Source organism: Psychrobacillus glaciei, from assembly GCF_008973485.1.
GTDB classification, from domain to species: Bacteria; Bacillota; Bacilli; order Bacillales_A; family Planococcaceae; genus Psychrobacillus; species Psychrobacillus glaciei.
On the sequence record NZ_CP031223.1, the window covers coordinates 3,349,268 to 3,374,856 of the forward strand.

Annotated in this window: 22 protein-coding genes, 1 riboswitch and 1 other annotated feature; of the genes, 7 read left to right on the plus strand and 15 right to left on the minus strand. The window is 36.1% G+C overall.

Annotated elements, in window-relative coordinates; translation table 11 throughout:
- Positions 1-381 precede the first annotated feature (381 nt).
- Positions 382-1,500 (minus strand): aminopeptidase, encoded by a 1,119-nt coding sequence (locus tag PB01_RS15950; RefSeq protein ID WP_192797373.1) that lies wholly within the window; start codon positions 1,498-1,500, stop codon positions 382-384.
- Between the two features lie 886 nt (positions 1,501-2,386).
- Here PB01_RS15950 and mreBH point away from each other — a divergent pair.
- Positions 2,387-3,394, plus strand: coding sequence for a rod-share determining protein MreBH (gene mreBH, locus PB01_RS15955; protein ID WP_151701097.1), 1,008 nt, complete (start codon positions 2,387-2,389; stop codon positions 3,392-3,394).
- A gap of 73 nt (positions 3,395-3,467) precedes the next feature.
- Positions 3,468-4,037 (plus strand): beta-class carbonic anhydrase, encoded by a 570-nt coding sequence (locus PB01_RS15960; RefSeq protein ID WP_151701098.1) that lies wholly within the window; start codon positions 3,468-3,470, stop codon positions 4,035-4,037.
- 77 nt (positions 4,038-4,114) lie between these two features.
- Here PB01_RS15960 and PB01_RS15965 read toward each other — a convergent pair whose 3' ends face one another.
- Together PB01_RS15965 and PB01_RS15970 are read right to left on the minus strand one after the other, a co-directional pair.
- On the minus strand, positions 4,115-4,663 hold the full coding sequence (locus PB01_RS15965; RefSeq protein WP_151701099.1) for a GNAT family N-acetyltransferase: 549 nt from the start codon (positions 4,661-4,663) through the stop codon (positions 4,115-4,117).
- A gap of 6 nt (positions 4,664-4,669) precedes the next feature.
- Positions 4,670-6,472: a M3 family oligoendopeptidase gene (locus PB01_RS15970; RefSeq protein ID WP_151701100.1), complete on the minus strand. Its 1,803-nt coding sequence runs from the start codon at positions 6,470-6,472 to the stop codon at positions 4,670-4,672.
- A 148-nt stretch (positions 6,473-6,620) separates the two neighbouring features.
- On the opposite strand from PB01_RS15970, the gene PB01_RS15975 reads away from it, so the two are divergent.
- Complete coding sequence (locus PB01_RS15975; RefSeq protein WP_151701101.1) at positions 6,621-7,349, plus strand: tryptophan-rich sensory protein; 729 nt, start codon at positions 6,621-6,623, stop codon at positions 7,347-7,349.
- Between the two features lie 207 nt (positions 7,350-7,556).
- On the opposite strand, the gene map is transcribed toward PB01_RS15975, so the two are convergent.
- Both map and thiT read right to left on the minus strand, forming a co-directional pair.
- Positions 7,557-8,306, minus strand: coding sequence for a type I methionyl aminopeptidase (map, locus tag PB01_RS15980; protein WP_151701102.1), 750 nt, complete (start codon positions 8,304-8,306; stop codon positions 7,557-7,559).
- A 46-nt stretch (positions 8,307-8,352) separates the two neighbouring features.
- Complete coding sequence (thiT, locus tag PB01_RS15985; protein WP_151701103.1) at positions 8,353-8,934, minus strand: energy-coupled thiamine transporter ThiT; 582 nt, start codon at positions 8,932-8,934, stop codon at positions 8,353-8,355.
- 62 nt (positions 8,935-8,996) lie between these two features.
- A riboswitch (TPP riboswitch) is annotated at positions 8,997-9,088 on the minus strand.
- Positions 9,089-9,194: 106 nt separating this feature from the next.
- On the opposite strand from thiT, the gene PB01_RS15990 reads away from it, so the two are divergent.
- Positions 9,195-10,262 carry a M20 family metallopeptidase gene (locus tag PB01_RS15990; protein WP_151701104.1) on the plus strand — a complete coding sequence of 356 codons (1,068 nt, stop codon included), beginning with the start codon at positions 9,195-9,197 and terminating at the stop codon, positions 10,260-10,262.
- Between the two features lie 919 nt (positions 10,263-11,181).
- Positions 11,182-11,514: a magnetosome magnetite crystal formation protein family gene (locus PB01_RS15995; protein WP_151701105.1), complete on the plus strand. Its 333-nt coding sequence runs from the start codon at positions 11,182-11,184 to the stop codon at positions 11,512-11,514.
- Positions 11,515-11,713: 199 nt separating this feature from the next.
- Here the strand turns inward: PB01_RS15995 and PB01_RS16000 are convergent, their stop codons facing one another.
- From PB01_RS16000 to PB01_RS16030, 7 genes are all read right to left on the minus strand, one after another.
- Positions 11,714-12,583, minus strand: a complete 870-nt coding sequence (locus PB01_RS16000) for an SGNH/GDSL hydrolase family protein (RefSeq protein ID WP_151701106.1) — start codon at positions 12,581-12,583, stop codon at positions 11,714-11,716.
- A 13-nt stretch (positions 12,584-12,596) separates the two neighbouring features.
- Positions 12,597-13,826, minus strand: a complete 1,230-nt coding sequence (locus PB01_RS16005; RefSeq protein ID WP_151701107.1) for an aminopeptidase — start codon at positions 13,824-13,826, stop codon at positions 12,597-12,599.
- A 2-nt stretch (positions 13,827-13,828) separates the two neighbouring features.
- A complete protein-coding gene (locus PB01_RS16010; RefSeq protein ID WP_151701108.1) occupies positions 13,829-14,980 on the minus strand; it encodes a DEAD/DEAH box helicase in 1,152 nt (383 codons plus the stop codon).
- 115 nt (positions 14,981-15,095) lie between these two features.
- Positions 15,096-15,254, minus strand: a complete 159-nt coding sequence (locus PB01_RS16015) for a Fur-regulated basic protein FbpA (RefSeq protein WP_225986066.1) — start codon at positions 15,252-15,254, stop codon at positions 15,096-15,098.
- A 51-nt stretch (positions 15,255-15,305) separates the two neighbouring features.
- Entirely contained in the window at positions 15,306-15,887 is a 582-nt protein-coding gene (locus PB01_RS16020) for a VanZ family protein (protein ID WP_151701109.1), read from the minus strand.
- 54 nt (positions 15,888-15,941) lie between these two features.
- A complete protein-coding gene (locus tag PB01_RS16025; protein ID WP_151701110.1) occupies positions 15,942-16,673 on the minus strand; it encodes an AAA family ATPase in 732 nt (243 codons plus the stop codon).
- A gap of 14 nt (positions 16,674-16,687) precedes the next feature.
- A complete protein-coding gene (locus PB01_RS16030) occupies positions 16,688-17,113 on the minus strand; it encodes a hypothetical protein (RefSeq protein ID WP_151701111.1) in 426 nt (141 codons plus the stop codon).
- A gap of 224 nt (positions 17,114-17,337) precedes the next feature.
- Here PB01_RS16030 and PB01_RS16035 point away from each other — a divergent pair, with 224 nt between their 5' ends.
- Complete coding sequence (locus tag PB01_RS16035; protein WP_151701112.1) at positions 17,338-18,138, plus strand: HAD family hydrolase; 801 nt, start codon at positions 17,338-17,340, stop codon at positions 18,136-18,138.
- Positions 18,139-18,912: 774 nt separating this feature from the next.
- Here PB01_RS16035 and serA read toward each other — a convergent pair.
- Entirely contained in the window at positions 18,913-20,499 is a 1,587-nt protein-coding gene (gene serA / locus PB01_RS16040; protein ID WP_151701113.1) for a phosphoglycerate dehydrogenase, read from the minus strand.
- A gap of 119 nt (positions 20,500-20,618) precedes the next feature.
- Positions 20,619-20,849, minus strand: a binding site (T-box leader).
- Positions 20,850-21,226: 377 nt separating this feature from the next.
- On the opposite strand from serA, the gene PB01_RS16045 reads away from it, so the two are divergent.
- Positions 21,227-22,591 (plus strand): aspartate kinase, encoded by a 1,365-nt coding sequence (locus PB01_RS16045; protein ID WP_151701114.1) that lies wholly within the window; start codon positions 21,227-21,229, stop codon positions 22,589-22,591.
- A gap of 102 nt (positions 22,592-22,693) precedes the next feature.
- On the opposite strand, the gene PB01_RS21490 is transcribed toward PB01_RS16045, so the two are convergent.
- Together PB01_RS21490 and PB01_RS16055 are read right to left on the minus strand one after the other, a co-directional pair.
- Complete coding sequence (locus tag PB01_RS21490) at positions 22,694-23,671, minus strand: GNAT family N-acetyltransferase (RefSeq protein ID WP_151701115.1); 978 nt, start codon at positions 23,669-23,671, stop codon at positions 22,694-22,696.
- A gap of 431 nt (positions 23,672-24,102) precedes the next feature.
- Positions 24,103-25,380, minus strand: coding sequence for an MDR family MFS transporter (locus tag PB01_RS16055; RefSeq protein WP_318837477.1), 1,278 nt, complete (start codon positions 25,378-25,380; stop codon positions 24,103-24,105).
- Positions 25,381-25,589: the final 209 nt, after the last annotated feature.

The following is a 25,589-nucleotide window of genomic DNA, read 5'->3' on the forward strand; positions in this document are numbered from 1 at the left end:
CTTGCAGCTTATTTCATCTACTTTTGTATCTATTTAGAAACCTACCGATGATTCTTTTATTCACAAACTAGGATTTAGTGCGGTGATAAATTTATTTGTGACGAGCTTGCTCAGGAGCATGAGACTCCTAACGGGATTAGCGAGGCCCTGCACGAAGCGCTTAATTAAGAAGGAAGGCTAATTAATGGCGCCTCATCCTGAGGCAACTACTTCATTACCAACATAGTGTTTGCCCAGGAGACTCGTCGTTCGCCCCGTGGAAAGAGAATACCTGAACGCTAAATCCGAGTAAAAATTTATCTATATGTGAGATCCTCTACACTATTACCGTTAAAATTATGGATCGTGAAGTGACTGCTTTACTTAATGTTTTAAACTTTTTTATTCAGCTAATATTTTCTCTGGATTTAATCCTTCTAATTCAGGAATAACAAATCGCCCATCTTTACGTATTAACTGACCATCAAAATAGATTTCTCCACCACCATAATCAGGGCGTTGAATTGATATTAAATCCCAATGAATTGCAGATTTATTCCCATTATCAGCTTCTTCAAAGCAGTAGCCTAAAGCAATATGAAAACTCCCATCAATCTTTTCGTCAAATAACGTATTGTTCATGGGAACTTTCACCTTCGGGTTAAAAGCTAAAGCAAATTCCCCAACATACCTGGCCCCATCATCTGTATTAAGCATTTCATTAAGTTTTTCTTGATAATTCGCTGTTGCCTTTACTACTTTTCCTTTTTCAAATGTAAGTGAAAGATTTTCAAACGTTACACCCATGGCGTGTGCAGGTGTATTAAAGGTAATAGTTCCATTCACTGAATCTCTAATTGGTGCAGTGTAGATTTCACCGTCAGGAATATTATCTATACCATCTCCTTTGATCACACCCATATTTTCAATTGACATGGATAGATCGGTTCTAGGTCCTTTAATTTCAACAAACTTCGTTTTTTCCATCAACTCTTTTAAAGGATCCATGGCTTCAGAAAGTTTTTTGTAATCAACGTTACAAATATCAAAATAAAAATCCTCAAATGCTTCTGTGCTCATCTTGGCTTCCTGTGCCATAGAGGGATTAGGGATTCGTGTCGTTACCCATTTTTTCTTAAATATTGCTTCAGACTGAGCTGTACCATATATCTTTGCATACATATCAAATTTTTCATCAGGAATATCAACAAATTCTGAGCTATTGACTGGACTTCTCAAATTTATATATCCGTCCATTTTTGCCAAACGATTTACTTCCAATTCGGCTAATACTTTAAATTGCTCGTTTCCTCCGCCAAGAACTAATTGTCTAGTCACAACAGAATCGTTTAAATCAACGTGTGCAAATCCACCTACTTTATGAATTTCATTGATTATTTCTCGTACTACACTAATTTCAATCTCTGTATTTGTTTGTACCAAAACATGTTCATTTGGTTGCACCTTTATTGAATGGTTTACCAACAATTCCGCGATTCTTTGTATTCTTGGATCTTTCAAAACAAACACCTCCTCAATTTGATAGTAATACAGTAAATAAACATTTTGACATCAATTAATAATTACATTTATAGAACATACCTAACACCTCTTAACTCTGTTAATCACATATTTCTACAATTATTGGTAAATATCCTTTTTTCCTTTTAGTTTACTTATCATTCGAAAAATTCTAATCTATTTCTTTCGTGAATTACCTTGTAACGTTAAGTAAAGAAGAAAATCAACACGCTTCTTTAACCGACCCTTTTGTAAAGATATCAATGTGTCAGAGTCTAACAAATTTCCATTCCATAGTTGAACAGGGTATGCACATTATAAGACAAATAGCTTATTCATAAAAAAATAGGACACTTTAAATGCGAAAGTGTCCTATTCTTTACTTCCTTGCTCTTTTTACGTTTAAAAGCTTGATAATCCCTTTGCGAATGACCCCAAAAATAGTTAGAAAAGGAGACACTCCTAAAGGAATACCGTTATTCGAAGCCTCCTCAGCAAAGCGAGGAGGCTGAGGCAATTCCCGCGGAAAGGGAGCCGTTGCAATGATTTTCTTACTTATTGACACTACTATCTCACAAACTCGAATTATAGGGAATTTTCCACTGCCCTTCCCTTCATGCTTTCGAAAGCACGATCCGGTGTTTGTCGCTCCTGTGGTTACCTCTCATAGGACCTTGATACTATCTATCTTTTTCTTTTCAGTTTAAAGACAGTTGTATGTCAATATTATGACCAGCACCTACTATTAGATTATTTTACTTACTAACCCTATGTATATTGATCTATTAACCAATGAAATATTTGTAAACTTCCATAATGTAACACATGGCAATACACCTTTTATCCTTTATACTTAGTGAGTATGATTGAATGGAGGAAGATTAATATGTTTTCAAATGCTCATATTGGAATAGATTTAGGCACAGCAAATACATTAGTATATACTAAAAGTAAAGGCATAATTATAGATGAACCAACAGTTGTGGCAGTTAATACAAAAACGAGAGAAATTATTGCATTTGGACATAAAGCAAAAGAAATGATTGGAAAAACACCAGCTTTCATAGAAGTTATTCGCCCGTTAAAAGACGGTGTCATAGCTGATTTTGATATTACGACGCAATTATTAAAACTCATTATGCAAAATGCAAGTAAAAAACTTGGAACTTCATTACGAAAGCCATCTGTTGTTGTGTGTACGCCATCAGGTGCAACGTCTGTCGAACGAAGAGCAATTCAAGATGCAGTTAGACAAAGCGGAGCGAAAGAAGTTCAACTTATGGAAGAACCAGTTGCAGCAGCAATTGGAGCGGGACTTCCTGTTAATGAACCAGTGGCAAGTATGATCGTCGATATTGGTGGAGGTACGACTGAAGTTGGGATTATATCATTCGGTGGGGTCGTTGCATCTAACACTGTGAAGGATGCAGGAGATAAAATGGATGAATCAATTATTCATTTTATTCGAAAAGAATATAATGTATTGATTGGAGAACCTACTGCTGAGGAAATTAAGAAAACTATCGGACATGCCTTACTTCCGCATGAAGTAGAACATATGGATGTAAGAGGAAGAGATGTTGTAACTGGATTACCGAAAATAATTCATCTCTCCTCTACCCAAATACAGGGTGTCTTGGCAGAATCTCTTAGTGCAATATTAGAAGCAATTCGTGCAACCCTTGAAATATGTCCACCAGAACTTGCAGGGGATATCGTGGACCATGGAGTTGTGTTAACTGGTGGAGGCGCACTACTTAAAAATATTAAGGAATGGCTAACCAGTGTTATTGAAGTGCCAGTTCACATTGCACCGGAACCTCTTCAATCTGTTGCGATTGGAACTGGTAAATCTTTCTTTGTATCGGAACGAAAACAAAAAGTAGCGAAATGAATAGAAACAAATTAGAGGAAATTTCCCCTTTTTTCATATAGAATAAAAACACAGTATATGAAGGGGGAAAGTTATGCCTAATTTAAATGAAGTATTAAAGTACAATGATTATTTTGTAGAAAATAAACTATATGAACCTTATATAACAACGAAGTTTCCAAACAAGCGAGCTGTTATTTTAACTTGCATGGATACTCGACTTGTTGAATTGTTGCCGAAATCAATGAACTTTAGAAATGGAGATATTAAAATAGTAAAAAGTGCTGGTGCTATTATTAATCATCCTTTTGGCGGTATTATGCGAAGTCTAATCGTTGCTGTTTATGAACTCCAAGCAGATGAAATATACGTTATCGGGCATCATGATTGTGGCATGAGTTCTATTCATACAGATAAAATTATAGAGAAAATAACATCTAGAGGTATAGACCCGCTCATTTTTGATATATTAGAACACTCCGGAGTAGATGTGGAAAAATGGTTAGAAGGTTTTTCAGATGTAAAAGAAAGTGTTTTACATAGCGTTGAAATGATACGGAATCATCCTTTAATGATTAAAGATATTCCTATACACGGTCTAATCATTGATCCTACAACTGGTCGATTAGACTTAGTCGTAGACGGTAACCTCAACACGATATAAACTATTTCCCAGGAAATCGACAAAAAAGTTGGTTATTCACCTCAATGAATAGCCAACTTTTTATTTATATATGAAATTTATCGATATCCTTCGCTAATGGAAGCGTAAATATAGTGATCTTCCCACTTCCCATTTATAAATAGAAGACTACGAAGTAAGCCCTCCCGTTGAAATTCATTGTTTTCTAACACTTTTATGGATCCAAGATTCCTTGGAGATACATAAGCCTCAATTCGATTTAACTGGACATGTTCATACCCAAATAGCTTTAAAATGTGGACGGCTTCTGTAGCAATACCTTTTCCTATAAATTGCTCATCTATCGAATAACCGATGAGTCCACTTGAAAAAGGCATTCTTTTTAAACTATACAGAGAAATACTACCGATCATTTGATCAGTACCATGTGCAAACACGCCGAAACTAAATTCTCTTTTTTCACTCATTAATAATAGCGACTCTCGAATCTTTTCCCTTTGCACAACGGTTGTATAATACTCCTCTCGATGTAATGGTTCAAAAATAGACCAATATCTTTTGTTTTTATAAACGAGATCTGCTAGACTGGGTGCGTCTTTTACATTTAATGTCCGTAAATAACATGTATCTCCTTCTAAATAGATCAAGCATCGTCACCCTTTTGCATTAATTAATTGTATAAACTCATTTACATCTTGAATGCAAAGGTTAATTCCTTTAATCCAAAATGCCTCTTTTGTAATATCTTCGTCAAGATGCTTCATTGCTAAATCCTCTACTGACATTACAGCAGTATCTTGAAGTAAAGCAATGTATTTCTCTTCAAAATTTGCTCCCTCATTAATTGCTTTTGCGTAAATACTTAATGAAAATAAGTAACCAAAAGTATATGGGAAATTATAAAACGGTACCCCTGTAATATAAAAATGTAGTTTAGAGGCCCAGAAATGTGGATGAGTCGTTTCGAGTGCATTTCCATAAGCCTCTTTTTGAGCAGTTTCCATTAATTCATTTAATTTTGTTGCAGAAACTATTCCATTTTTACGTTCCTCATAAAATCTTGTTTCAAACAAGAAACGAGCATGAATGTTCATAAAGAACGCAACACTTCGTTGAATTTTATCTTCTAATAAAGCAATCTTTTCATCATCTGTTTTTGCTTCTTTTACAGCTGCATCCGCTACGATCATTTCCGCAAAAGTTGAGGCTGTTTCAGCAACACCCATAGCGTATTGGCGATTCATCCAATGAACCGGTTTTAAAGCATATGAATGAAAGGCATGTCCTAATTCATGTGCTAACGTAGAAACATTTGACATCGTTCCACTATATGTCATGAAAATACGAGATTCCTCCGAAACTGGCATTCCTGTACAAAAACCACCTGGACGTTTGTTTGGGCGATCTTCTGCTTCAATCCACCCTTTCTCAAATGCATTTCTAGTGAAAGCTTCTAACTTCGGACCAAATTCTTTAAAATGCTTAAGGATAAACTCCGCACCTGTTTGATAATCCATTTTTTCTGTTGAAGCACTTACTGGTGCATCTAAATCATACCAATGCATTCCTTTTTCCCCTAGCATTGTCGACTTTACGTTTAAATATTCGACAAAAGGAGCTTTATTTTTAGAAATTGCACCCCACATTGCATCCAATGTTTCTTGTTTCATTCGATTGATATCAAGAGGTTCTTGTAACACAGATTCCCAGCCTCTTTTTTCATATACAGCTAATCGGAAACCAGCTAGATGATTTAATGTTTTTGCAAAGAACTCTTCTTTGTCAGTCCAAGCAGTTTCTAATGCTTCAAAAGCTTCTTTTCGAGTTGCAGCGTTTTCGTGGGAACTTAAATTATTTGCTTGCCCTACGGAAAGTTCTTTTTCTACCCCATCTACTTTTACTTTCACTCGAATGTCTCCTACTAATAAATCATAAAGTTGACCCCACGCATGATAACCATCTACTCCAAGTGTTGTAATCATGTCTTCTTCTTTTTCAGAGAGCATCTTTTTCGCTTCATCTCTCCACTCATTAAGAACAAATGTATACTCCGATAGTTCCTTGGATTCCATTAATCCATTCCAAACTGTTTCCTCTGTCTTACTTAAAACTTGCTGGATAACAAGCATCAAAGAAGAGAACTTTGCATATATACTTCCCATTTCTCCTTCTAAAAGTGCTGCATGTTTATCTGTTGTGTCTTGCGCTTGGTAACAACCAATTACCGCTCCTGCTTCTGATAAATTAGTTGCAATATCTTTTAATTCGTTAATAATATTTTCTAATTTCTGCGCATCTTCGCTTGAATTTGGAGCAACAAAGCTTTTTAATTTTTCTTCAAATACCTTCAGCTTTTCCTTCACTTCATCTAAATGTATCCGTAAATCATTTGAGACACTTCCACCTTTAAAAAATGAATCTAGATCCCACGTAATTGGATATAACTTTTCTGCCATTACTTTTCCCCCTAAAATTCATACTAGTTCGAATTATATTATACCATGTTTTGTTATTCGATTATTCCGCTTTTGCCATGAAACATTCACAAATCAGTTGTTCGTAATAATAATTGAAAGGTATACTAGAAGGATAGGAGGGATACGTATGTTTAGAATAATCCTTTTAATTATAAGCTTGATCTCTACCGTTACGATAAATATACTTGCAAATACACTGCCATTAAATCATCATACAACTAGAGAAATAGCCAATAGGCTTCCAGCTTTATTTACTCCTGCAAGCTTCGTTTCCCTTATCTGGTTTGCCATTTATTTTTTATTAGCGTGTTGGATATGGAACATAATACAAGAATATAAACGAGGAGAAACGGTGTCTGCAAAACGAGTCGTATTATTCGTGTGTAGTTCCATCCTAAACATTCTTTGGATTTATTTTTGGCATTATGAATTATTTTTATTTTCGTTACTCGATCTGTTCGCGTTAATAGGAATCTTATTTTTACTATATAATACGTACTCGACTACGGAACTATCTTGGATGGTGAGGCTACCTATCTCCATTTATCTAGGATGGATATTCGTTGATACATTTGTAAATATCGATTACTATCTTACTTTCATTGAATTTAGTGGTTTGGGAATAACAAAATCGCTTTGGTCAGTTATTTTTCTAACAGTAGTTACTGCAATTGCTCTGCATATTCGATTCCATTATAATGATCCCGTTATCGTACTTGTCTTCATTTGGTCCTTTATCGGTATAGCTGTTCACCATTTGTTGGACGAATTATTAATCACCGCTGCTTCTATGTTCTTAAGTTGTGTCCTTATTGCAGGAATCTTTTTCATAAAAAAAATGCCTCGGAAAATTTAATTTCCAAGGCATTTTTTCTGTCCAGACTCCAGGCGCCAGCCGCTCGAGGTCAAATGCCAATTCCCTGCTCCTGCGCAAGCTCGTCGCAAACAAAGAAGTTTGCGGTGGCTGAGGAACTGCCTCCTCGGGAATCGTCATTTGCTTGCTCCTGCGGTTACTCGTCGCAGAAGAACGTTGTCGCGGCTAAGCAGGCACCTTGCGCTATTCTCAATCTATTTTTGTCAATAAAAGCGGTCCTTCTTTCGTAACGACAATCGTATGCTCAATTTGAGCGACTAGCGATTTATCTGGTGTTACAAAAGTCCAACCGTCTCCTGATTCTACAATATGTTCTGCTTTTTGAGAGATAAAAGGCTCTACTGCAAGAACCATTCCTTCTTTTAAAATCGTTGGATCCCAAGCATCATAATAATTCAGTACATGCTGTGGAGCTTCATGAAGCGATTTCCCTATTCCATGCCCAGTTAAGTTCATAATAACATGCAAACCATTTTCATTTGCTTCTCTAGCTACAGCTTTCCCGATTTGATTTAAACGAGATCCAGCCTTCACTTTTAACATAGCACGATTAAATGCGCTTTCAGCTACGGCACATAGTTTTTCTTTTTCTTCGTAGCCATCTCCAACGACGAATGAAATACCAGTATCCGAAAAATATCCATCATATGAGCCGGAGACATCAATGTTGACAATATCTCCTTCATTAATAACACGTGATCCTGGTATACCATGCGCCACTTCTTCGTTTACACTTATGCACGTGTAACCAGGAAAATCATATTCTCCCTTAGGTCCTGAAATGGCACCATTTTGTTCAAATAGCTTCCCGCCGATTTCATCGATTTCTTTCGTAGTAATACCTGGTTTTGTAGCTGCTCGCATTGCATCTCGAATTTCCGCCACAATCCGGCCAATTTTTTTTAATGCTTCTAACTCTTCATTTGTTTGTACAATCATCTTAAAAGATCCCTTCTCATTTGAATGTACAATAATCATATCATATTTATGCGTTATTCGGCAGTAATAGTCGTGGTGCTTTTACGAACAAGATAGTACAAATGAATGCAGCAAATAAAAATACTGGAATCATATAAGTAGCGTTATAGATTAATGAGTACAAAATGACGTTTTGATCGCCAGCATATTCTCCAAAAAATAGAATACCAGATGTAACATGTGCTAAATAGCGAAGAAACGCAGCAAGGAATGCTCCTAAAATAACGGCAATCGCCATTTTTTTCGTGTCTTTATTTTCAAGTGCTTTCATATATGCTGGTCTAAATACCCCAGCAAATCCGGCAACCATAAATGCGATGAAATAATCAATTGCTACTTGTAAAATAACAATCTCAAAAGATAGCGGTGCTGCATAAAATCTACCTGTTACAACTTGTAATATACCTATTAAAAAACCAGTTATTAGTCCAGCAACAATTCCTCGACGAAACGCAATTAAAATAATTGGTACAAGCACGAAAGTAACGGAGCCGCCTTGTGGCATACCAAACCCAATCATATCTAATACATACCCTAAAGCTGCAAAAATAGCGATTTCTACTAATAACACTACACTTTGATTTCTCATTGTAATCCCCTTTTTTGACCACAAAAAAACGACACTGGGATAGACCCAGACATCGCGCGATTGTCAGTTTCCATCCACATCCCTACGCAAGCATTAACTTACAGGTTCGAAGGGTACTATCTCAGCCGCGTAAGCGACGCCCCTTGTGGTTATGAATTATTTAGTTCGAATTCATTGTATCCCAATAAAATAAGTAATGCAACCCTACGTTTTTCATTGTTATACTAATAGAAATATTATATGAAAAGGGGACAACGAGTATGATTGAGTTATTAAAAGACTTAATTCGCATAAAAAGTGATGATGTAGAGGGAGCTAATTTAGCATTATTATTTTGCAAAACTTGGTTAGAAGATCGAGATATCGCCACGACAATATTGGAAAACGACTCTAAGCTAATGCTTGTTGCGGAAATAGGAAGTGGCGAAGAGTGTATCATATGGAATGGCCATGTAGATGTTGTGCCTGGAAATGCAGAACAATTTAATCCATATGTAGAAGGTGACAAATTATTTGGGCGGGGATCAGCTGATATGAAAGCTGGAGTTGCTGCTATGATGCAAGCTTTCTACGAACTCTCTTTAATTCCACAGAAATTAACGAAAAGAATCCAACTTCATATTGTGACCGATGAAGAAACAGATGGAGATACATCCAAATATTTAGTGGACCAAGGGTTTAACGGAGATTTCATCATTTGCGGAGAGCCAACTCATTTACATATCGGTCTTCAAGCAAAAGGAATTATTCAGTTGGATGTAACACTGAAGGGCAAATCCAGTCATGGCAGCCGCCCTTGGGAAGGGGTAAATGCGATTGAACAAGCTTTTGCATTCGACAAAGAAATGCGAAAACTACCTTTTTTAACCGCAAGTAACAAGTTCTATGATTATCCCTCACTAAATTTGGCGAAAATACATGCAGGAGACAGATACAATATTGTTCCGGACGAATGTCTCGTGAGTTATGATATTCGATTTGTTCCAGGACAAAACGACCAAGAAATTTTAACAATGATTAAGAATGTTGCTCATATACATTTCCCAGGAAGTGAAGTAATTGTTCATGCTTGTGAACCAGCAGTGACTACAGAAGAAAATAATTCACACGTTCTTAAGCTTCAACAAGTTACAACAAAATGGACGAATTCTATTACTAACTTATTCGGCCAACATGGTTCCGCAGATACTCGTTTCTATGCAAAAAATGGAGCGGGAGCTATTGAGTTTGGCCCTTCTGGAGCGGATTGGCATGGTGAAAAAGAATATGTCTCCATTTCATCCGTAGAAAAATATAAAAATATTTTAGTCTCTTTTATTATTGATTGAAGTGAAATATCACGTCTGTTAATTAGCCAATTTTCCACAATAACATACGTGAATTAACTAAAGTTAACCAACAAATTATATTGTAGAAAAAATGCGTCGTAAGAAAGTTGCCGTTGGGATTTCCGCTGCAGGGCGGACGCTTTCCACCGGGTGAGCGATGAGCCTTCACCGCCGCAACGCGTTCGTTGTGAAGTCTCATTTGCCCACAGAGGGTCGAAGGCTAGAAGCGCCACATCGTGTGGCAACACCTTCGTGACCAACATCCTGTTGGCCTCCGGTAGGAGTCGCCGCCCTTTCGCTCCACCCCAGAAGAAACTTATTAACTATTCAGTAGTATTGCGCAAAGTTATCCACTCTACTAATCCGGATATTATCACCTAATAAATAATGCGCAACATACGAAATATTTTCAATGGGGACTTATAATTTAATGCAAAGTTAAGGCTTTATTAAGAGAAAGTAGTCGCATTCACCCCGTGATTTGACTCATCCATCCATTTGTTGGATTTCACTTTAGATAATATAGTTAAGATTAAAAAGTGAATAGTGACACTGAATAGTTAGCAAATATGCTGGATTGCAGCGGCAGGCGGCGACTCCGAAGGGATCAGGGAGACAGATGAGACAGCACAAACGGCGCGCACGCGACGGTGCTGGCTCATCGCTCCCCCCTCGGAAAGCGTCCGCCTAGAGCGGAAATCCCGGTGGCGGTCACTAAGACGCATTATTTCTAAAGTGTCCAAAGTAAACCAAAACGTGTAAATTCAAATGGATTCTATGATTTTTTTCAAAATGTAAGAAAGTGGTTAATCAACAGACATGGTGAAATATAAGAGATTCGAGTAGAGTCAACTACTAAATTGGTCCCTGCGCAACACTCAATTGTTGTTAATCCATAATCAGAGAGGAGAAAACTCCAATGGAAAATAATAAACTTTTATCAGCGTTATCCTATTTTAGTGTGTTATTTGCGCCATTAATACTGCCAATTATCGTATTCTTTATTACGCATGATACGAAAGTGAAGCAGCACGCAAAACGTTCGCTTATTTCACATTTAATCCCTATTATTTTTATGATTATTTTATTTATCGTTATCTATTCCAGTGTATTTTCTATGTCTTATAGTTCTTTTAATCAACCTTCCTTCTTTATGACTTCAGGACCCTTATTACTTGTATTCTTATATTTAATTATTTATATCATTACTCTTATTTGGAATATTATTCAAGGTGTCAAAGTGTTGAGATAATGTTTATATTACTGTAAAGATGGGAATCTAATAATACAGTATAGAATCATTAGGAGCGATAATAATGAGGGTAAAAAACTTAGTTAAAACTGCGATAAAATGGGCGCCAATAGTCTATCCAATCGTACGCAAAATTATGAAATCCAGAAAAACTGTCAAATAAAAAAATCTGTTCCCAGTGGATTGGGAACAGATTTTTCTATATATAAGGTTTTAATTTTGTCAAAGACAAATATTGATCGAAACCTTGGATTCTTGAAACAGGTTTTTTAACAGATTCTTTTTGTTTTTCGAGAATTTGTTCAAAAGTCAAAGGATTTGGAGCTGGTAGTTCATTTTTATTTACCTGTAAACGTTCATTATACTGTTTTAAAAAAGCATTCGCCATCAACCGGTAGCCTTCCATTGTAGGATGCACATCCGAGGAATTCGGTAATAATTCTTTTTCATGGCCCTTGAAGGCCTCTTCCACATCTACAAAAGTTGCTCCATTTGCATTGGCTTCGGTCTTTAAAATAGTATTCATTGTATTTAACTCTTTCTTGATGCCTTCCTTTTGTGCATCATGTACATGCGGATAGGCAAAATAATAGCCCATTACAACTATTTTTGCTTTCGGTGTAATTGCTTGAACTTCTTGAATAATATCATCAATATTTTTGCGCACATTGTTTAGCGCATAATCTACTTGAACTTGCTTGTATGCAACTGTCCCCTTTGAAGGATTTACTTGAACAAGTCTAAGCAAATCATTCGCTCCTGCTGATATCGTGACAACTGTTGCATTTTTTAGTAATTCTTTTGCTTCTTTCGTACGAACAGTTTTTAACACGTCTGCGGTCGTATAACCCGGAAATGCAAGTGCTTTCGAGAAATAGGCAAGCTGATGGGACCGCGTCAACTCTTGTGCTATTAAATCTGTATATCCTGCATCAATTGCTCTATTTGGTGTTTGACCTGCGGCTATAGAATCCCCTAAAGCAATATAAACTTCTCCCCCTTTTGCTTCCGTAATAATGGAGCTAAATGGGAGGAAAAGTAATACAATTAAAGCTATGCATTTTTTCATTAGAATCTACTCCTTAAAAAGCCCAAGTACCTTTTCGGAAAATTTGTTCTACCTTTCCATCTTCTAACTCTCCTAGTATATCCATATCTGCGCTACCAATCATAAAATCTTCATGCACGATGGAAGTATTAAGTCCAAGGTTTTCAAGCTCGTCTTTTGTTAAACCACGGGCACCCTCCACACATGTAGGATAAGCTTCCCCAATAGCAAAATGATTCGAAGCATTTTCGTCAAAAAGGGTATTGAAAAATAAAACGTTAGATGCGGAAATTGGTGATTCATGAGGAACTAATGCGATTTCCCCTAAATATTTTGCACCTTCGTCTGTTTGTTTTAATTCTTGCAATAGCTCTTCTCCAGAATCCGCTTGAACTTTTGTAATGGCTCCATTTTCAAATGTTAACGTGAAACCATCAATAATATTTCCTTGATACACTAATGGCTTCGTATTACGCACATAGCCATTTACACCCGTTTTAAGCGGTGCTGTATATACTTCTTCTGTTGGCATGTTTGCAATAAAAGGAACGTTCTGTCCATTTTTACTAGCACCAGAAAGCCAAATATGTCCTTTTGGCAGTTCTACTTGAATATCTGTACCATGTGCTTTATAGTGTAATTTTTTAAATCGTTTTGCGTTCAACAAAGCTGCGCGGCTTTCTAAATGGTCTATATGTTCTTTCCATTTTTGAACTGCTGTTCCTTCACCTATTCGCACTACTTGGAAAATAAGATCCCATAGTGCTTGCATTTGATATTCCTCTTCTAAATGAGGAAATACTTTTGCAGCCCATTTTGGTGAAGGCATTGCGACGATGGACCAAGTAATGACGTCGTTCATCACTGCTTTTCGGTAGTTTTCCAATGCTTTTCCGCTTGCTTTATGGAAATTTGTAATTCGATCAATAGAAACACCTTCAAGTAGATCTGGATTATCCGCATCTATCCATAATAATGCCCCTTTGTTTTCGATTAACTCATCCCTTTGCATGGCAGCCCATTTAGGAAACTCATGAAATGCTTGCTCAGGTGCTAGGTCGTAAAAAGCTCGTGCGTTTACTTCGTCCGTATAGTTTACGTCTACTCGTTTTGCGCCTGCTTCATATGCTTTTTTCACGACTAGTCTAGTAAATTCAATCGTGTCTGTCGTCGTATTAATTAGAAGGGGTTGATCTTTTTGAATATTTAAACCAACCTTAACTATTAGTTCTGCATATTCTTCTAGCTTTTGTTGGAAATTCATATTTATCTCCCTTTCTTCTCAATCGTTTTCGATGATCCTTCGATGAACTCACCACGATACCAAATTTTCTGTACTGGTTTACTCGGGAGCTCTTTCGTCCACTTTTTATACGTTTTTTCATCTGCATATGTTAATAATGTTAATACTTCTCCATCTTTTCCAGCACGTCCAGTACGTCCTGAACGATGTAAGTATTGCTCAATCGAATGCGGTACATCTACATGTATCACATGTGTTAAGCCCGAAATATCGAGTCCTCTTGCTGCTATATCTGTTGCAATTAGTATACTTACTTTTCCATTTTTAAAGTCATCTAATGCTTTTTTGCGTTCTTCTTTTTTCATTTCTGAATGCAAGGACACTATTGGCGCGTCACGGTAAGTAAGTTTCGCGTCCTTCATCAAAAGCTGGTCTATACTATTTACAAATGCAAGGCCCTTCATTCCTTCTAAATGGGAGATTCTTCTTAATAGCTCTGTTTTGTCACGTGTTTCTGTTTTCACAAAGCTATGGATGACCTCACCTTTTGAAGGAATTTCTTCAGCAGACACTTGAATGCGTACTGGATCTTTCATCATTCTTTCTGCAACTAACTCTATTTCGTCGGTAATCGTAGCAGAAGCAACAACTAGTTGTCTTTCAAGTGTTGCATCTATTAAACCTTTTACGGTTGTGCGATGTTCTCGACTTAATAATTGGTCTCCTTCATCTAAGACAATTATTTTGACTTCATGCATCTTTAATTTTTTTACTTTCACCAGTTCTTGTAATCGTCCTGGTGTTCCTACTATAATTGTTGGTTTCTTTTTTAAGGTTTCAATTTGTCTTTGAATATTTGCCCCACCAATTAATTGAGCAACAGTAATACCTGTCCCTACTACCCATTCACGAAAAACTTCCACGATTTGCATACCTAATTCTTGTGAAGGTACCATGACTAATGCTTGAATTTGTTTCTTTGTAGGGTCTACCTTTTGTAATAAAGGAAGGACATACGCTAACGTTTTTCCCGTTCCGGTTGGAGATTCTGCTACTATATCTGAACCATTAAGCATATGTGGTATTAATTGTGTTTGGATAGGCATTTCAAATGCAAAATTTGCTTTTGCCCATTTTTCTTGTAATGTTTCATTTAATTCTTGTAAAAAAGTCAATTTATACTCCACCTCATCTGTGTTTGAATCAAGTGTACCACATTTTTCATATCGATATTACCTATGTAGTATAGAGTGTCAACATGAAAAAAAGTGCCTATATGTTTAGGCACTTTTAGCTTTCTTCTTCTATTATATATTCTTTTGTTAATTCATAAAAATTTAGCTCATATAACTGCTTTCCGTCGATTTTAAATATGCCTTTGTTTACAAGGTCTTCAATCATATTATCTCGTTTTTCTTCGATTTTCGATTCTTTTGGTATCATCATCATGTTACTCTCCTTACATTTTCGTTCGATTACTATTTACCCCGGCACTAGAAGTTATAAACTTCTCTCCTTTAATTTTTTAAAAAACTTTGTGAATGTAGGAAATTTCTTTTTGATCATTAAATAAACAATATACCCAATCAGGGCGCCAAGTGTATTCAGCCATAAATCATCTACATCACTGCTTCTATTTTGAGGAAGTTGCGTTATTTCAATGAAGAGTGAAATACATAATCCTACTATGACCGTATAAGGAAAACGCTCCATTCTTTTGAAAAGAAGGGGCAATAGAAAACCAATGGGAATGAAAAGAATAATATTGCCCAGAAAGTTAATATAAAAAGGTTGCCAAAAACCTAAATACTTAATAGCATTATACGTTTCTCTAAAAACACGAAATAACTCAAAATTCACATTGGACAATGTAGGTTTCATCAAACCATGCCGCGGCACAATCGTTTGTGAAAATACACCAATGAGAACGGAAATAAGCAGAAAAATTCCCACCTCGTGTAAACTTTCTTGTAGCTTAAACCCTCTTTTTCTCCATCTAATGAAACGCCAAACAAATATAAACGGAAGTGCAATACAAATGAAAAAAAGCATATCATCAACATATTGTTCGATTACGCGCATTTACTTCACTCCCATAATTGTATATAACGCCTTCCGTATAGATAAAGTTTCTCATCATACATCTTCCAGTAAGTCTTTTAAGAATTTTTCTCGATTGTCTAAAAAATACTTTGTGATTTGATAATGACCAGTCATTTCATATTCTATTTCTTCAATTTTCTCTTGATCAAAACTTAGGATAGAAGCATTGGGATAACCTAAAATTATGGGAGAATGAGTTGCAATGATGAATTGGCAGCCTTCTTCTATAACTAAATCATGTATAATTCGCAAAAAAGCTAGTTGACGTTGTGGAGAAAGTGCTGCTTCTGGCTCGTCCAACAAATAAATAGCTCTTCCATTAAAGCGATATAAAAACAAAGATAAAAATGCTTCGCCATGGGATTGTTTATGAAGGGATTTGCCTCCGTAGCTATCTAAAACCCCTTTTCGGCTTCTTTCCAATTCATCGATATGCGATGCAAATTGATAAAATGATTCAGCTCGAAGAAAAAAGCCATTTGTTATTTTAGGCATCCAGGATAATCGAAGATATTTCCCCAACGCACTTTCCGCAGCATCCACTTCATATAGATTGTTTCTACTTCCTCCTGCCGTATTAAATTCGCAGTTATATGCAATTCCTTCCAATAAAGTAGATTTTCCAGTACCATTCTCTCCAACTAAAAAGGTTACACTATTTACTAAATTAAGTTCCGTTAAATTATTTATCGTAGGTATCGTAAATGGATAGCTATTTTCTTCATTTGGTTCATCGCGTAATACAGTAATCTTCTTTAAAAACATATGCATCCTCCCAACTATTTTTTCTTAACAAAAAATCCAATGGAAAATGCTATCAACATAAAAATATACGCATTAAACATAATTATTGTTCCATTATGTATAAATGGAAGTAATTTCGCTGCTCCATAAACAAATGGAAGCATGCAATTTTGTACTAATACTGCAATATTTATATTTCTTGCAACATCATCTAATAAAATAAATTGCCAAATGAATAGAACGAATGAAATCAACCACAAAGAATTTCCTATTAAAAAGCTTTTCCATTTTGATATATTCCATTTTGAAAAGCGTATACCTACAAAAAACCAAAAAATAAAAAATACTAATTGCATGGTGAATGGATAAAACGGTAATATCAGTGTATTTACTAAATACCCATATATAAAAGGTGCCAATATTAACAGTATATCAACAATATAATTGCTGATTTTTTTCATAAATATCGTCTCCTTCTCATTTTTTTATTTAGGCTACTTGTTTTTTGTTTCATTATAGATTATTATTCTACAAATATTCCCAAAAACCTTGTTATGCTATCACTTTTCTTTGATTTTACACCTAGTAATGCATGTAGTTTCTTTATACTCATTTGCACTCTAGTGACAGTATCGCTTTACTAAGGTAAAGTAATAAGTAAGTTAAGGAAGGGGGTATATTGAAAATGAAAGCTATTTTTTTTGATTTAGATGATACTTTATTATGGGATAAAAAAAGTGTGGAAACAGCTTTTCAAAAAACTTGTGAGTATGCAGCAACAAAAGTGGATATCGATCCAAAGGAATTGGAGACATCGGTCCGCGAGGAAGCAAGTAAATTATATGATACATTTGAAACAAGAACATTTACCCAAATGATCGGAATCAATCCATTTGAAGGCCTATGGGGAACTTTCGATGACCCAAGTGAAGATTTTCAAAAGATGAAAGCAATTGCTCCTGTTTATCAACTAAAAGCATGGTTAAAAGGATTACAAAAACTCGATATAGATGATATAACTCTAGGGGAAGAGTTAGCGGAGTACTTTCCAAAAATGCGAAAAGAAAGTCCTTTTGTATATGAAGAAACATTTGAAGTGTTAGATTTGTTAAAAGGTAAATACATACTTTTCTTAATAACAAATGGCTCACCAAGCCTACAAAATAAGAAACTAGAAATTACTCCAAAAATAGCTCCTTACTTCGATCAAATTATCATTTCAGGAGCATTCGGAAAAGGCAAACCAGATCCGTCTATTTTTAAACATGCATTAGAGTTAGCTGGAGTAAACAAGGATGAGGCATTAATGGTAGGAGATAATTTAATGACCGATATTCTCGGTGCATCCAAAGTTGGTATGAAATCCGTGTGGATCAACCGCGAAAATAAACCAACTAGCAAAGAAGTGAAGCCTACTTATACGATAGCGAACTTGCATGAGCTACTCACTATCCTTGAATATAAGAAAAACGTAAGCGTCCATTAAGTGCTCTTGTCTTCTCTATTCCCAAAGTGCTTTGGACGAATCATCGCTACACTATTACCGGTGTTTTATTGTGGATCGTGAAGTGACTGCGTCACTTCACGATCCATTTTTTCAGTAATCTTGTGGCGGATGTTTGTCCGTCGCCTTCTTGGAATATGTAAAGACATAATGCATTAGCTATGGTTAATGAGAGAATATATCCTTTCCTATTGTTTTAAAAGCGGACGAAGATGCAATTTCGTCCGCTCAGCGCTTCTTTATTAATGCATGCTATCTATTTTTCTCTAGTACTGGCTACTGATTCGAATATACTGTGTACTATAAAACTAAAAAACTAAAGATCTAAAGATCTAACCCTTGAAATTATACTATGAATCCTTACTATTACTGGATTCTTAACGATTGCAGGGCAAAATTTTCTTGTTAAGTACTACTCACTTAATAGATTGTAGTGAAGGGTGGCGACTCCAGCCAGAGGCCAACAGGATGTTGGTCAAGAAGGCGTTGCCACACGATGTTGCGATCTTAGCCTTTGTTCCTCTGTGAGACATATGAGACATCACAAGCGACGCGAATGTGGCGCCCCCACGGAAAACGTCCACCTGAAACGGAAATCAGCGATATTATTGAATTTTTAAAAATACTATAAACACTGGTTTCGCAGGAGGAAAATCCATATACTTTCTTAATCTTGAACAAAAATCGAGCACTAAGTCTAATATATGACTTAGTGCTCGCTATTTTGTTTTGATTTACAATCATATATAGTTCCCTTTATAAATCTATCGGTGTTGCATCAGATATATCTGCTAAGCCTTTTAATTGTTCGATACCTGATTTTTCTACATGCTTATCGATAGAAAGCATCATAATAGCGTCCCCACCTATTTCTGAACGACCTACTTGCATCGCTGCGATATTGACACCTTCTGTTGCTAAAAGTGTACCCACACGACCGATTGCGCCTGGTTGGTCTTTGTGGCGGATGAATAATAGATGACCATCGGGTACTACATCTACAATGAAATCATCAACTCGTAGAATGCGAGCTCCAAGTCCATTTAATAACGTACCAGCTACTTTTCTCGTTTCTGTCGCTGTTTTTACTTCGACTGTAATTAAACTTGTAAATCCTTTTGATTTTGTCGTTTTCAACTCGTTCACTACGATGCCAATTCGATCTGCAAGAAATTTAGCGTTTACGTCATTTACTGACTCACCAAGCTTACTTTTCAAAAGACCTTTCAACGCGTTTCGTGATAGTGGACGTACATCAATATTTGAAAGTTCTCCAGAGTAAGTGATGTTTACTTCTTCAGGTACTCCGTCCGCTAAATCACTTAAAAATGATCCTAGTTTTTCAACAAAATTAAAGTATGGCTCAATTTTTGCTAGAACGTCTTTAGATACTGATGGAAGGTTAACTGGATTTTTAACGACTCCGCCATTCAAGAAGCTAACAACATCGTATGACACATCGATTGCAACAATTTCTTGTGCTTCTACAGTACTCGCTCCCAAGTGAGGTGTTGCAAATACTTGTGGTAACGTTAGTAATCGATGATCTACAAACGGTTCTTCCTCAAATACATCTAGTGCTGCTCCCGCAACTTTTCCAGAAACAATTGCATCGTATAATGCATCTTCATCGATGATCCCACCACGTGCACAGTTTACAATTTGAACGCCATCTTTCATTTTTTCAAACGCTTCTTTATTAATTAAATGACGTGTTTCTTTCAAAAGTGGGGTATGTACCGTTATAAAATCCGCTGCTTTGATAACATCTTCAACTGAACCAAATTGAACGCCTAACTTTTCGGCTTTTTCTGCTGTTAAAAATGGATCATATGCAATGACATTCATTCGTTGACCTTTTGCACGGGCAGCAACTTCTTGGCCAATTCGCCCGAAACCTACAACACCTAAGGTTTTATTTTTTACTTCTACCCCTATGAATGCTTTGCGATCCCATTTTTTATTTTTCAATGAATGAAATGCTTGTGGGATATTACGAGCAAGTGACATCAACATGGCAATTGTATGTTCCGCAGCAGAGTTCGTGTTTCCGTCCGGTGCATTAACGACAATAATACCGCGCTCAGTAGCAGCTGGCAGATCGATATTGTCTACTCCCACTCCCGCACGACCAATAATTTTCAAGTTTGTTCCTTTTTCAATAATTTCACGGGTTACTTGTGTTTGACTACGAACAAGCAACGCATCGAAGTCAACAATTTTTTCCGCTAGTTGCTCTGGTGTGAGACTAGTATCTACTACAATGTTAAATCCTTCTGCTTGTCTTAACGGGAAAATACCATCTTCACTTAGTGGATCACTGATTAAAATATTGTATGTCATTATTTGTCTTCTCCTTTTATTCCTTAAATTTTAGTATTGCAGTTGCATTACGAATTATTTTGAAATCTATTTCCTCCCTTATTTCCAATGCAAAAAAGCCCTTCGCTCCCCTACAAAATGTAAGGGGCGAAGAGCTTGTAATAAACTCACGCGGTACCACCCAAATTCACTGCAAAATATGCAGTCTCTTAGTTCACATGCTTAACGCGCATGAGACGAATGAACTTACTAGAAGGTTCGGTTCACCAATTCAAGAGTGCTACCATACACTAGAAACCACTGATTTACACCACCCATCAGCTCTCTTCAGATTTCAAAAATATAAAGCTTGTCTCTATCAAAATTGTTTAAGTCGTATTGAATTAAACTCATCATACGCACACTCTTTTTAATTGTCAATATAGTTAAAAAATTTGAAAACGCTATCATTTTCTAACAAGTTAAAAAAAAGCTTGATATTACGCTATTTTAATCAAGAAAAAAATAACTCAGAAAGTTTTTAATTGCATTTAACGCACTATTCTTGATGAAATTTAAAACTTTTAACATATTACGCCTAATTTACGAACTTTAATTCATATTAATCGTAAATCGTTCATATTGATTATAAATAATATTGATTTTTATATTAAATATATTGACGTTATGCAAGATAGTTTGTACACTGTATAAAATCATTTGTTTTTTCTAGAAGTACACATAAAAATTTGAATAAGGATATGATGAAATGAAAGTGAGTAAATTTGGGGGAACTTCTGTCGCCAGTGCAGATCAAATAAAAAAGGTAGCTGCAATTGTTCAGTCAGACCGATCGAGAAAATTCATCGTTGTGTCTGCACCTGGCAAACGCTTTGATTCGGACAAAAAAGTAACGGATTTATTGATAGATTTAGCATCTGCGGCATTAAATCATGAAGAAGTGGAAACAAAACTTTCCCTCGTGTTAGATCGATACAAAGAAATTGCATTAGGACTTGATTTAGAACAAACAATATGTGACGTAATTGAAGAAGATTTACGTTTGCGTATTTCATCCGATTCGTCAGACGTCGAATATTTTGTTGATAATATAAAAGCAAGTGGCGAAGATAATAACGCCAAACTTATTTCTACATATTTTACTAGCATTGGACTTCGTGCTCAGTATGTTAGTCCCAAAACCGCAGGACTGATTGTAAATGACTTTCCCGAGAGAGCACTTGCCTTACCAGAAGCTTATGAGAATTTAAGTGAGCTAAAAAATAGCAATGAAATTGTTGTATTTCCAGGTTTTTTTGGATTTACAAAAGGTGGATTGCTGCGCACCTTCGATCGTGGGGGTTCAGATATTAGCGGATCCATTTTAGCGGCTTCAGTTCATGCAGATCTATATGAAAATTTTACGGATGTAGACTCGGTATTTTGTGCCAATCCTAGAGTGGTCAATGATCCTGTAGAAATAGAAGAAATAACTTATCGCGAGATGCGAGAACTTTCCTATGCTGGTTTTTCCGTTTTCCACGACGAAGCTTTAATGCCAGTTTATAAAGCGCGCATACCAGTATGTATTAAAAACACAAATAATCCTTCCGCTCCTGGCACAAAAATAGTAGCAGAAAGAAAAGGGAAACATCGCCCAATTACAGGAATATCTGCAGATAGCGGATTCTCTATTTTATATGTAAGCAAATATTTGATGAACCGTGAAATTGGATTCGGAAGAAAGTTACTGCAAATTTTAGAGGAAGAACTTATCTCGTATGAACATACACCTTCTGGATTGGATGATATTTCAGTCATACTAAGAAGTCATCAACTAACAGCTGAAAAAGAAAGAAGAATTATTAAGCGAGTGAAAGAAGAACTTCATGCAGAAGAAGCACATTTTCGCCATGAGTTTTCGATGATTGTAGTAGTTGGCGAAGGAATGAATAACAATACTGGCCTAGCTGCTCGGGCAGCCACGGCAATTTCAAGAACTGGCTCCAATATCGAAATGATCAACCAAGGATCTTCCGAAGTAAGCTTATCTTTTGGTGTTCATAGAAGTAATGAAAATAAAATATTACAAGAACTTTACAACGAATTTTTTGCACCTGTTTCAGTTGGATAATAATATTACGTGCCCTTTAAGAGCATCTTGTCTTTACGCTATGGAATGCGTAGAGACAAGATGTACTTAAGTTTCAGCAGAAAAGGAATAATTCAAGTATCTTTATAAAGCCTTCATACGATTCAAATTAGCAGTTTTCACATAATGCACAAGTGTCATCTTATCGTTTATTTTCCATCTATCTTCAGTTTGAACATAACCCATTTTCTCATATAGATAACAATTTCTCTCTTCCTCTAAAATGGTATCCAACTCCCATTTAACAGCTTCGGGATACATGCTTTCTAATCGAGACATCACATGCTGAGCAATGCCTTTCCCTTGGTAATCCACCAATATATTTATCATATGAAGTCGCATTACTCCAGGAGATTTCGCATATACATGGAGACTCCCTACTAGGGAATTAGTATACATTATTTTATAAAAATCACCTGTAATTAAACGCTCCTTAAATCGCTCGAGCGACTGAAACACTGGACTTGTTTCATGATCTTCATATTTTTCATAAAGCGGTGTGAAAACTTTTTTCTGTAATTCAAACAAAGATTCAGTATCTTGAAGTGTTGCTTTTTTTAATGAAATCTTTGATTCTATTAATTCGAATAATTGTTCAAGTATATGATACCTAATGAATTCCCCACTACTAACTAGCTCTTTTATTTCATCCATAGTTGCCCACTTTGCATCTGCCACTTCTTCGTATTGTAGACTCAAATTGTTAATATCTAAGTTTTGCTTCACAAGCCAGTGGTCGTCAAACCCTCTAGAAAATTTCACTGTAAATAATATTTCCGCATTTTCCATTTGCAGATCAAGCCCAAGTTCTTCTTTTGTCTCACGGATTGCAGCTAGCTCACTTGTTTCTTTTGAAAGAGCGGCACCTGCAGCAGCACAGTCCCACATATTCGCCCATCCCTTTTTCCACGATTGTCGTTGTTGGATTAAAAATTGCCCCTCTTCATTCATAATCCAAATATGGACAACTTGATGAAAATCACCTTCTTGCATATCCACTCCTCGAATATGTGTTTTTCCTGTTTTCTCTCGATTTTCATTGTAAATGTCCCAAACTTCCATCTTTACACCTACACTTCTAATAGTTTGATTGAACTAGTATATCATGGAAGTAATATGGAAGTATACGTGATATGAAGCCGCATACAAAGCAATTATTTGACAATACATTGATTTAGTGAGACAATATAATTTGTTAACAATTTTGGTATGACATAAACCTTAGAAATTTGGCATTCTGCTTTATGTGTTTTTGATAATACTTATTCACACTGGCGCGACTACAGGGTCGCAAGGACGTAAAAGAAGGTAGGGTTTACGTTGCTTAGGTTAGAAGGCAACCAGTGGAACAATTTACCGCGGCATTGAAAGATGAGTCTTTCATGGAAATTATTCCCCGAACTTGTTCGGGATGAAATTTAAAATTCAAAAGTTATGTTTTACCTATACAAAAATCAAGGGGTGTTCTCATTAGAGAGCACCCCTTGTCCAATTTATATACTTATTTCATTTTGTCTTTTATTGTATTCCTTAAATGTAATCAAATAAATGAACCCACTTAGTATTGCTAAAATGGCCAAAATGACAAATGTCCAACTAAAACCTATCCATGCTACAAGTGGAAAAACAAGTGGAGCAATGGTTCTTCCGATGGTGTAACGTAGACTCGCTGCAGCAAAATATTGCCCTCGCATATCTTCCGGCGCTAATTTAGACACAAAGCTTTCTTGTAAGCCTACTGTAGCTAACTCCCCTAAGGTAAATATTGCCATCGCAAGGAGGAACACCCAAAAGTTTGCTGTCATCGGGAAAACGAACATAGCAACCATATATAAAAAGGAGGAAAAGAAAAACACCCATTTCTCCGGATACTTAGACATCCATCTTGATACAAGTACAGTGAATAGAACAACTAATAACCCATTCTCCGATAATAATATACCAAAGGAGCCTTCTCCTGTGACAGACCATTCTCGCCCAAATAAATTCCCTAGCACTTGCTTATCAATTGCTTCTTTCATATAAACAGGTATTAACATATCTAACTGCATAAATGTTTGAGCGAGTAAAATGCCTGCAACTACAAACAAGAAAAACACTTTATCTTTTACGATCAATCCATATGTTTGCACTTGCTTAATTACTACTTGTATCCAATTACTACCGTCATTTGCCATCTGTTCTTTAATTTCTTTCGACAATGTTTCTTCTGTCAAAAATCGGAGGGCAAGCCCAACTATACAAGAGATAATTCCTCCTAATAGGAGTAGTGGAAAACGATATTGAAAGAATAGAATTGCTCCAATAATTGGACCAACTACGACAGTAATATTCACAGATGTATAAAACACAGAAAAAACTGTACTTCTTTGATGCTCGGGTACTACATCTGCCACAATAGCTTGGCTTGCTGGATGATAAAATGAGCCCGCTACTCCCGCAAGTGCAAATGCTACGAAACTAATCGCTGGTGAGTTCAACCAAGGGGAATTAGCAAATGCGAATATGATAAACATAACGCCCTGTGAAATAGCAGAAAAGAATAACATTGTTCTTCTACCAAAACGATCCGCACAGTATCCTCCCATCAAGTTTGCCGCAACTCCAAATACTTGTGAAATAACAAGTAAAATTCCCGTCAAACTAGTCCCAAACTCTGACGCAAAATAAATTGCCAGGAAGGGAAATACCATCCAAAAACTTAAATTAGTAAAAAATTCTCCAAATAACCTTACTTTTAAACTTCGATCCCAATCTCTTATTTTCATCATTTATTCCTCACATCTTATAGATTATACAATCCTACCACAACGTTTCGGATTTCGAAACAGAATAATTGAAAAATTTCTTTATATCAGAACAAACCTTTAACAAAAAATTACTGTTCAAGACCAGTTTCATGTTACACGTGACTAAATTACCTACAAGTGAGACCAATTTCAATAAAGTCACAACCAATTCAACAAGAGCTGAGACCATT

What these genes read in the sequence shown, in the direction of transcription:
- PB01_RS15975 (WP_151701101.1), top strand. Translation starts at nt 6,621, where the DNA reads ATGTTTAGAATAATCCTTTTAATTATAAGCTTGATCTCTACCGTTACG.
- PB01_RS16015 (WP_225986066.1), bottom strand. Translation starts at nt 15,254, where the DNA reads ATGATGATGATACCAAAAGAATCGAAAATCGAAGAAAAACGAGATAAT.
- PB01_RS21490 (WP_151701115.1), bottom strand. Translation starts at nt 23,671, where the DNA reads ATGGAAGTTTGGGACATTTACAATGAAAATCGAGAGAAAACAGGAAAA.
- PB01_RS16000 (WP_151701106.1), bottom strand. Translation starts at nt 12,583, where the DNA reads ATGAAAAAATGCATAGCTTTAATTGTATTACTTTTCCTCCCATTTAGC.
- PB01_RS15960 (WP_151701098.1), top strand. Translation starts at nt 3,468, where the DNA reads ATGCCTAATTTAAATGAAGTATTAAAGTACAATGATTATTTTGTAGAA.
- PB01_RS16055 (WP_318837477.1), bottom strand. Translation starts at nt 25,380, where the DNA reads ATGATGAAAATAAGAGATTGGGATCGAAGTTTAAAAGTAAGGTTATTT.
- thiT (WP_151701103.1), bottom strand. Translation starts at nt 8,934, where the DNA reads ATGAGAAATCAAAGTGTAGTGTTATTAGTAGAAATCGCTATTTTTGCA.
- PB01_RS16035 (WP_151701112.1), top strand. Translation starts at nt 17,338, where the DNA reads ATGAAAGCTATTTTTTTTGATTTAGATGATACTTTATTATGGGATAAA.
- map (WP_151701102.1), bottom strand. Translation starts at nt 8,306, where the DNA reads ATGATTGTACAAACAAATGAAGAGTTAGAAGCATTAAAAAAAATTGGC.
- PB01_RS15990 (WP_151701104.1), top strand. Translation starts at nt 9,195, where the DNA reads ATGATTGAGTTATTAAAAGACTTAATTCGCATAAAAAGTGATGATGTA.
- serA (WP_151701113.1), bottom strand. Translation starts at nt 20,499, where the DNA reads ATGACATACAATATTTTAATCAGTGATCCACTAAGTGAAGATGGTATT.
- PB01_RS16045 (WP_151701114.1), top strand. Translation starts at nt 21,227, where the DNA reads ATGAAAGTGAGTAAATTTGGGGGAACTTCTGTCGCCAGTGCAGATCAA.
- PB01_RS16020 (WP_151701109.1), bottom strand. Translation starts at nt 15,887, where the DNA reads ATGCGCGTAATCGAACAATATGTTGATGATATGCTTTTTTTCATTTGT.
- mreBH (WP_151701097.1), top strand. Translation starts at nt 2,387, where the DNA reads ATGTTTTCAAATGCTCATATTGGAATAGATTTAGGCACAGCAAATACA.
- PB01_RS16005 (WP_151701107.1), bottom strand. Translation starts at nt 13,826, where the DNA reads ATGAATTTCCAACAAAAGCTAGAAGAATATGCAGAACTAATAGTTAAG.
- PB01_RS16030 (WP_151701111.1), bottom strand. Translation starts at nt 17,113, where the DNA reads ATGAAAAAAATCAGCAATTATATTGTTGATATACTGTTAATATTGGCA.
- PB01_RS16025 (WP_151701110.1), bottom strand. Translation starts at nt 16,673, where the DNA reads ATGTTTTTAAAGAAGATTACTGTATTACGCGATGAACCAAATGAAGAA.
- PB01_RS15995 (WP_151701105.1), top strand. Translation starts at nt 11,182, where the DNA reads ATGGAAAATAATAAACTTTTATCAGCGTTATCCTATTTTAGTGTGTTA.
- PB01_RS15970 (WP_151701100.1), bottom strand. Translation starts at nt 6,472, where the DNA reads ATGGCAGAAAAGTTATATCCAATTACGTGGGATCTAGATTCATTTTTT.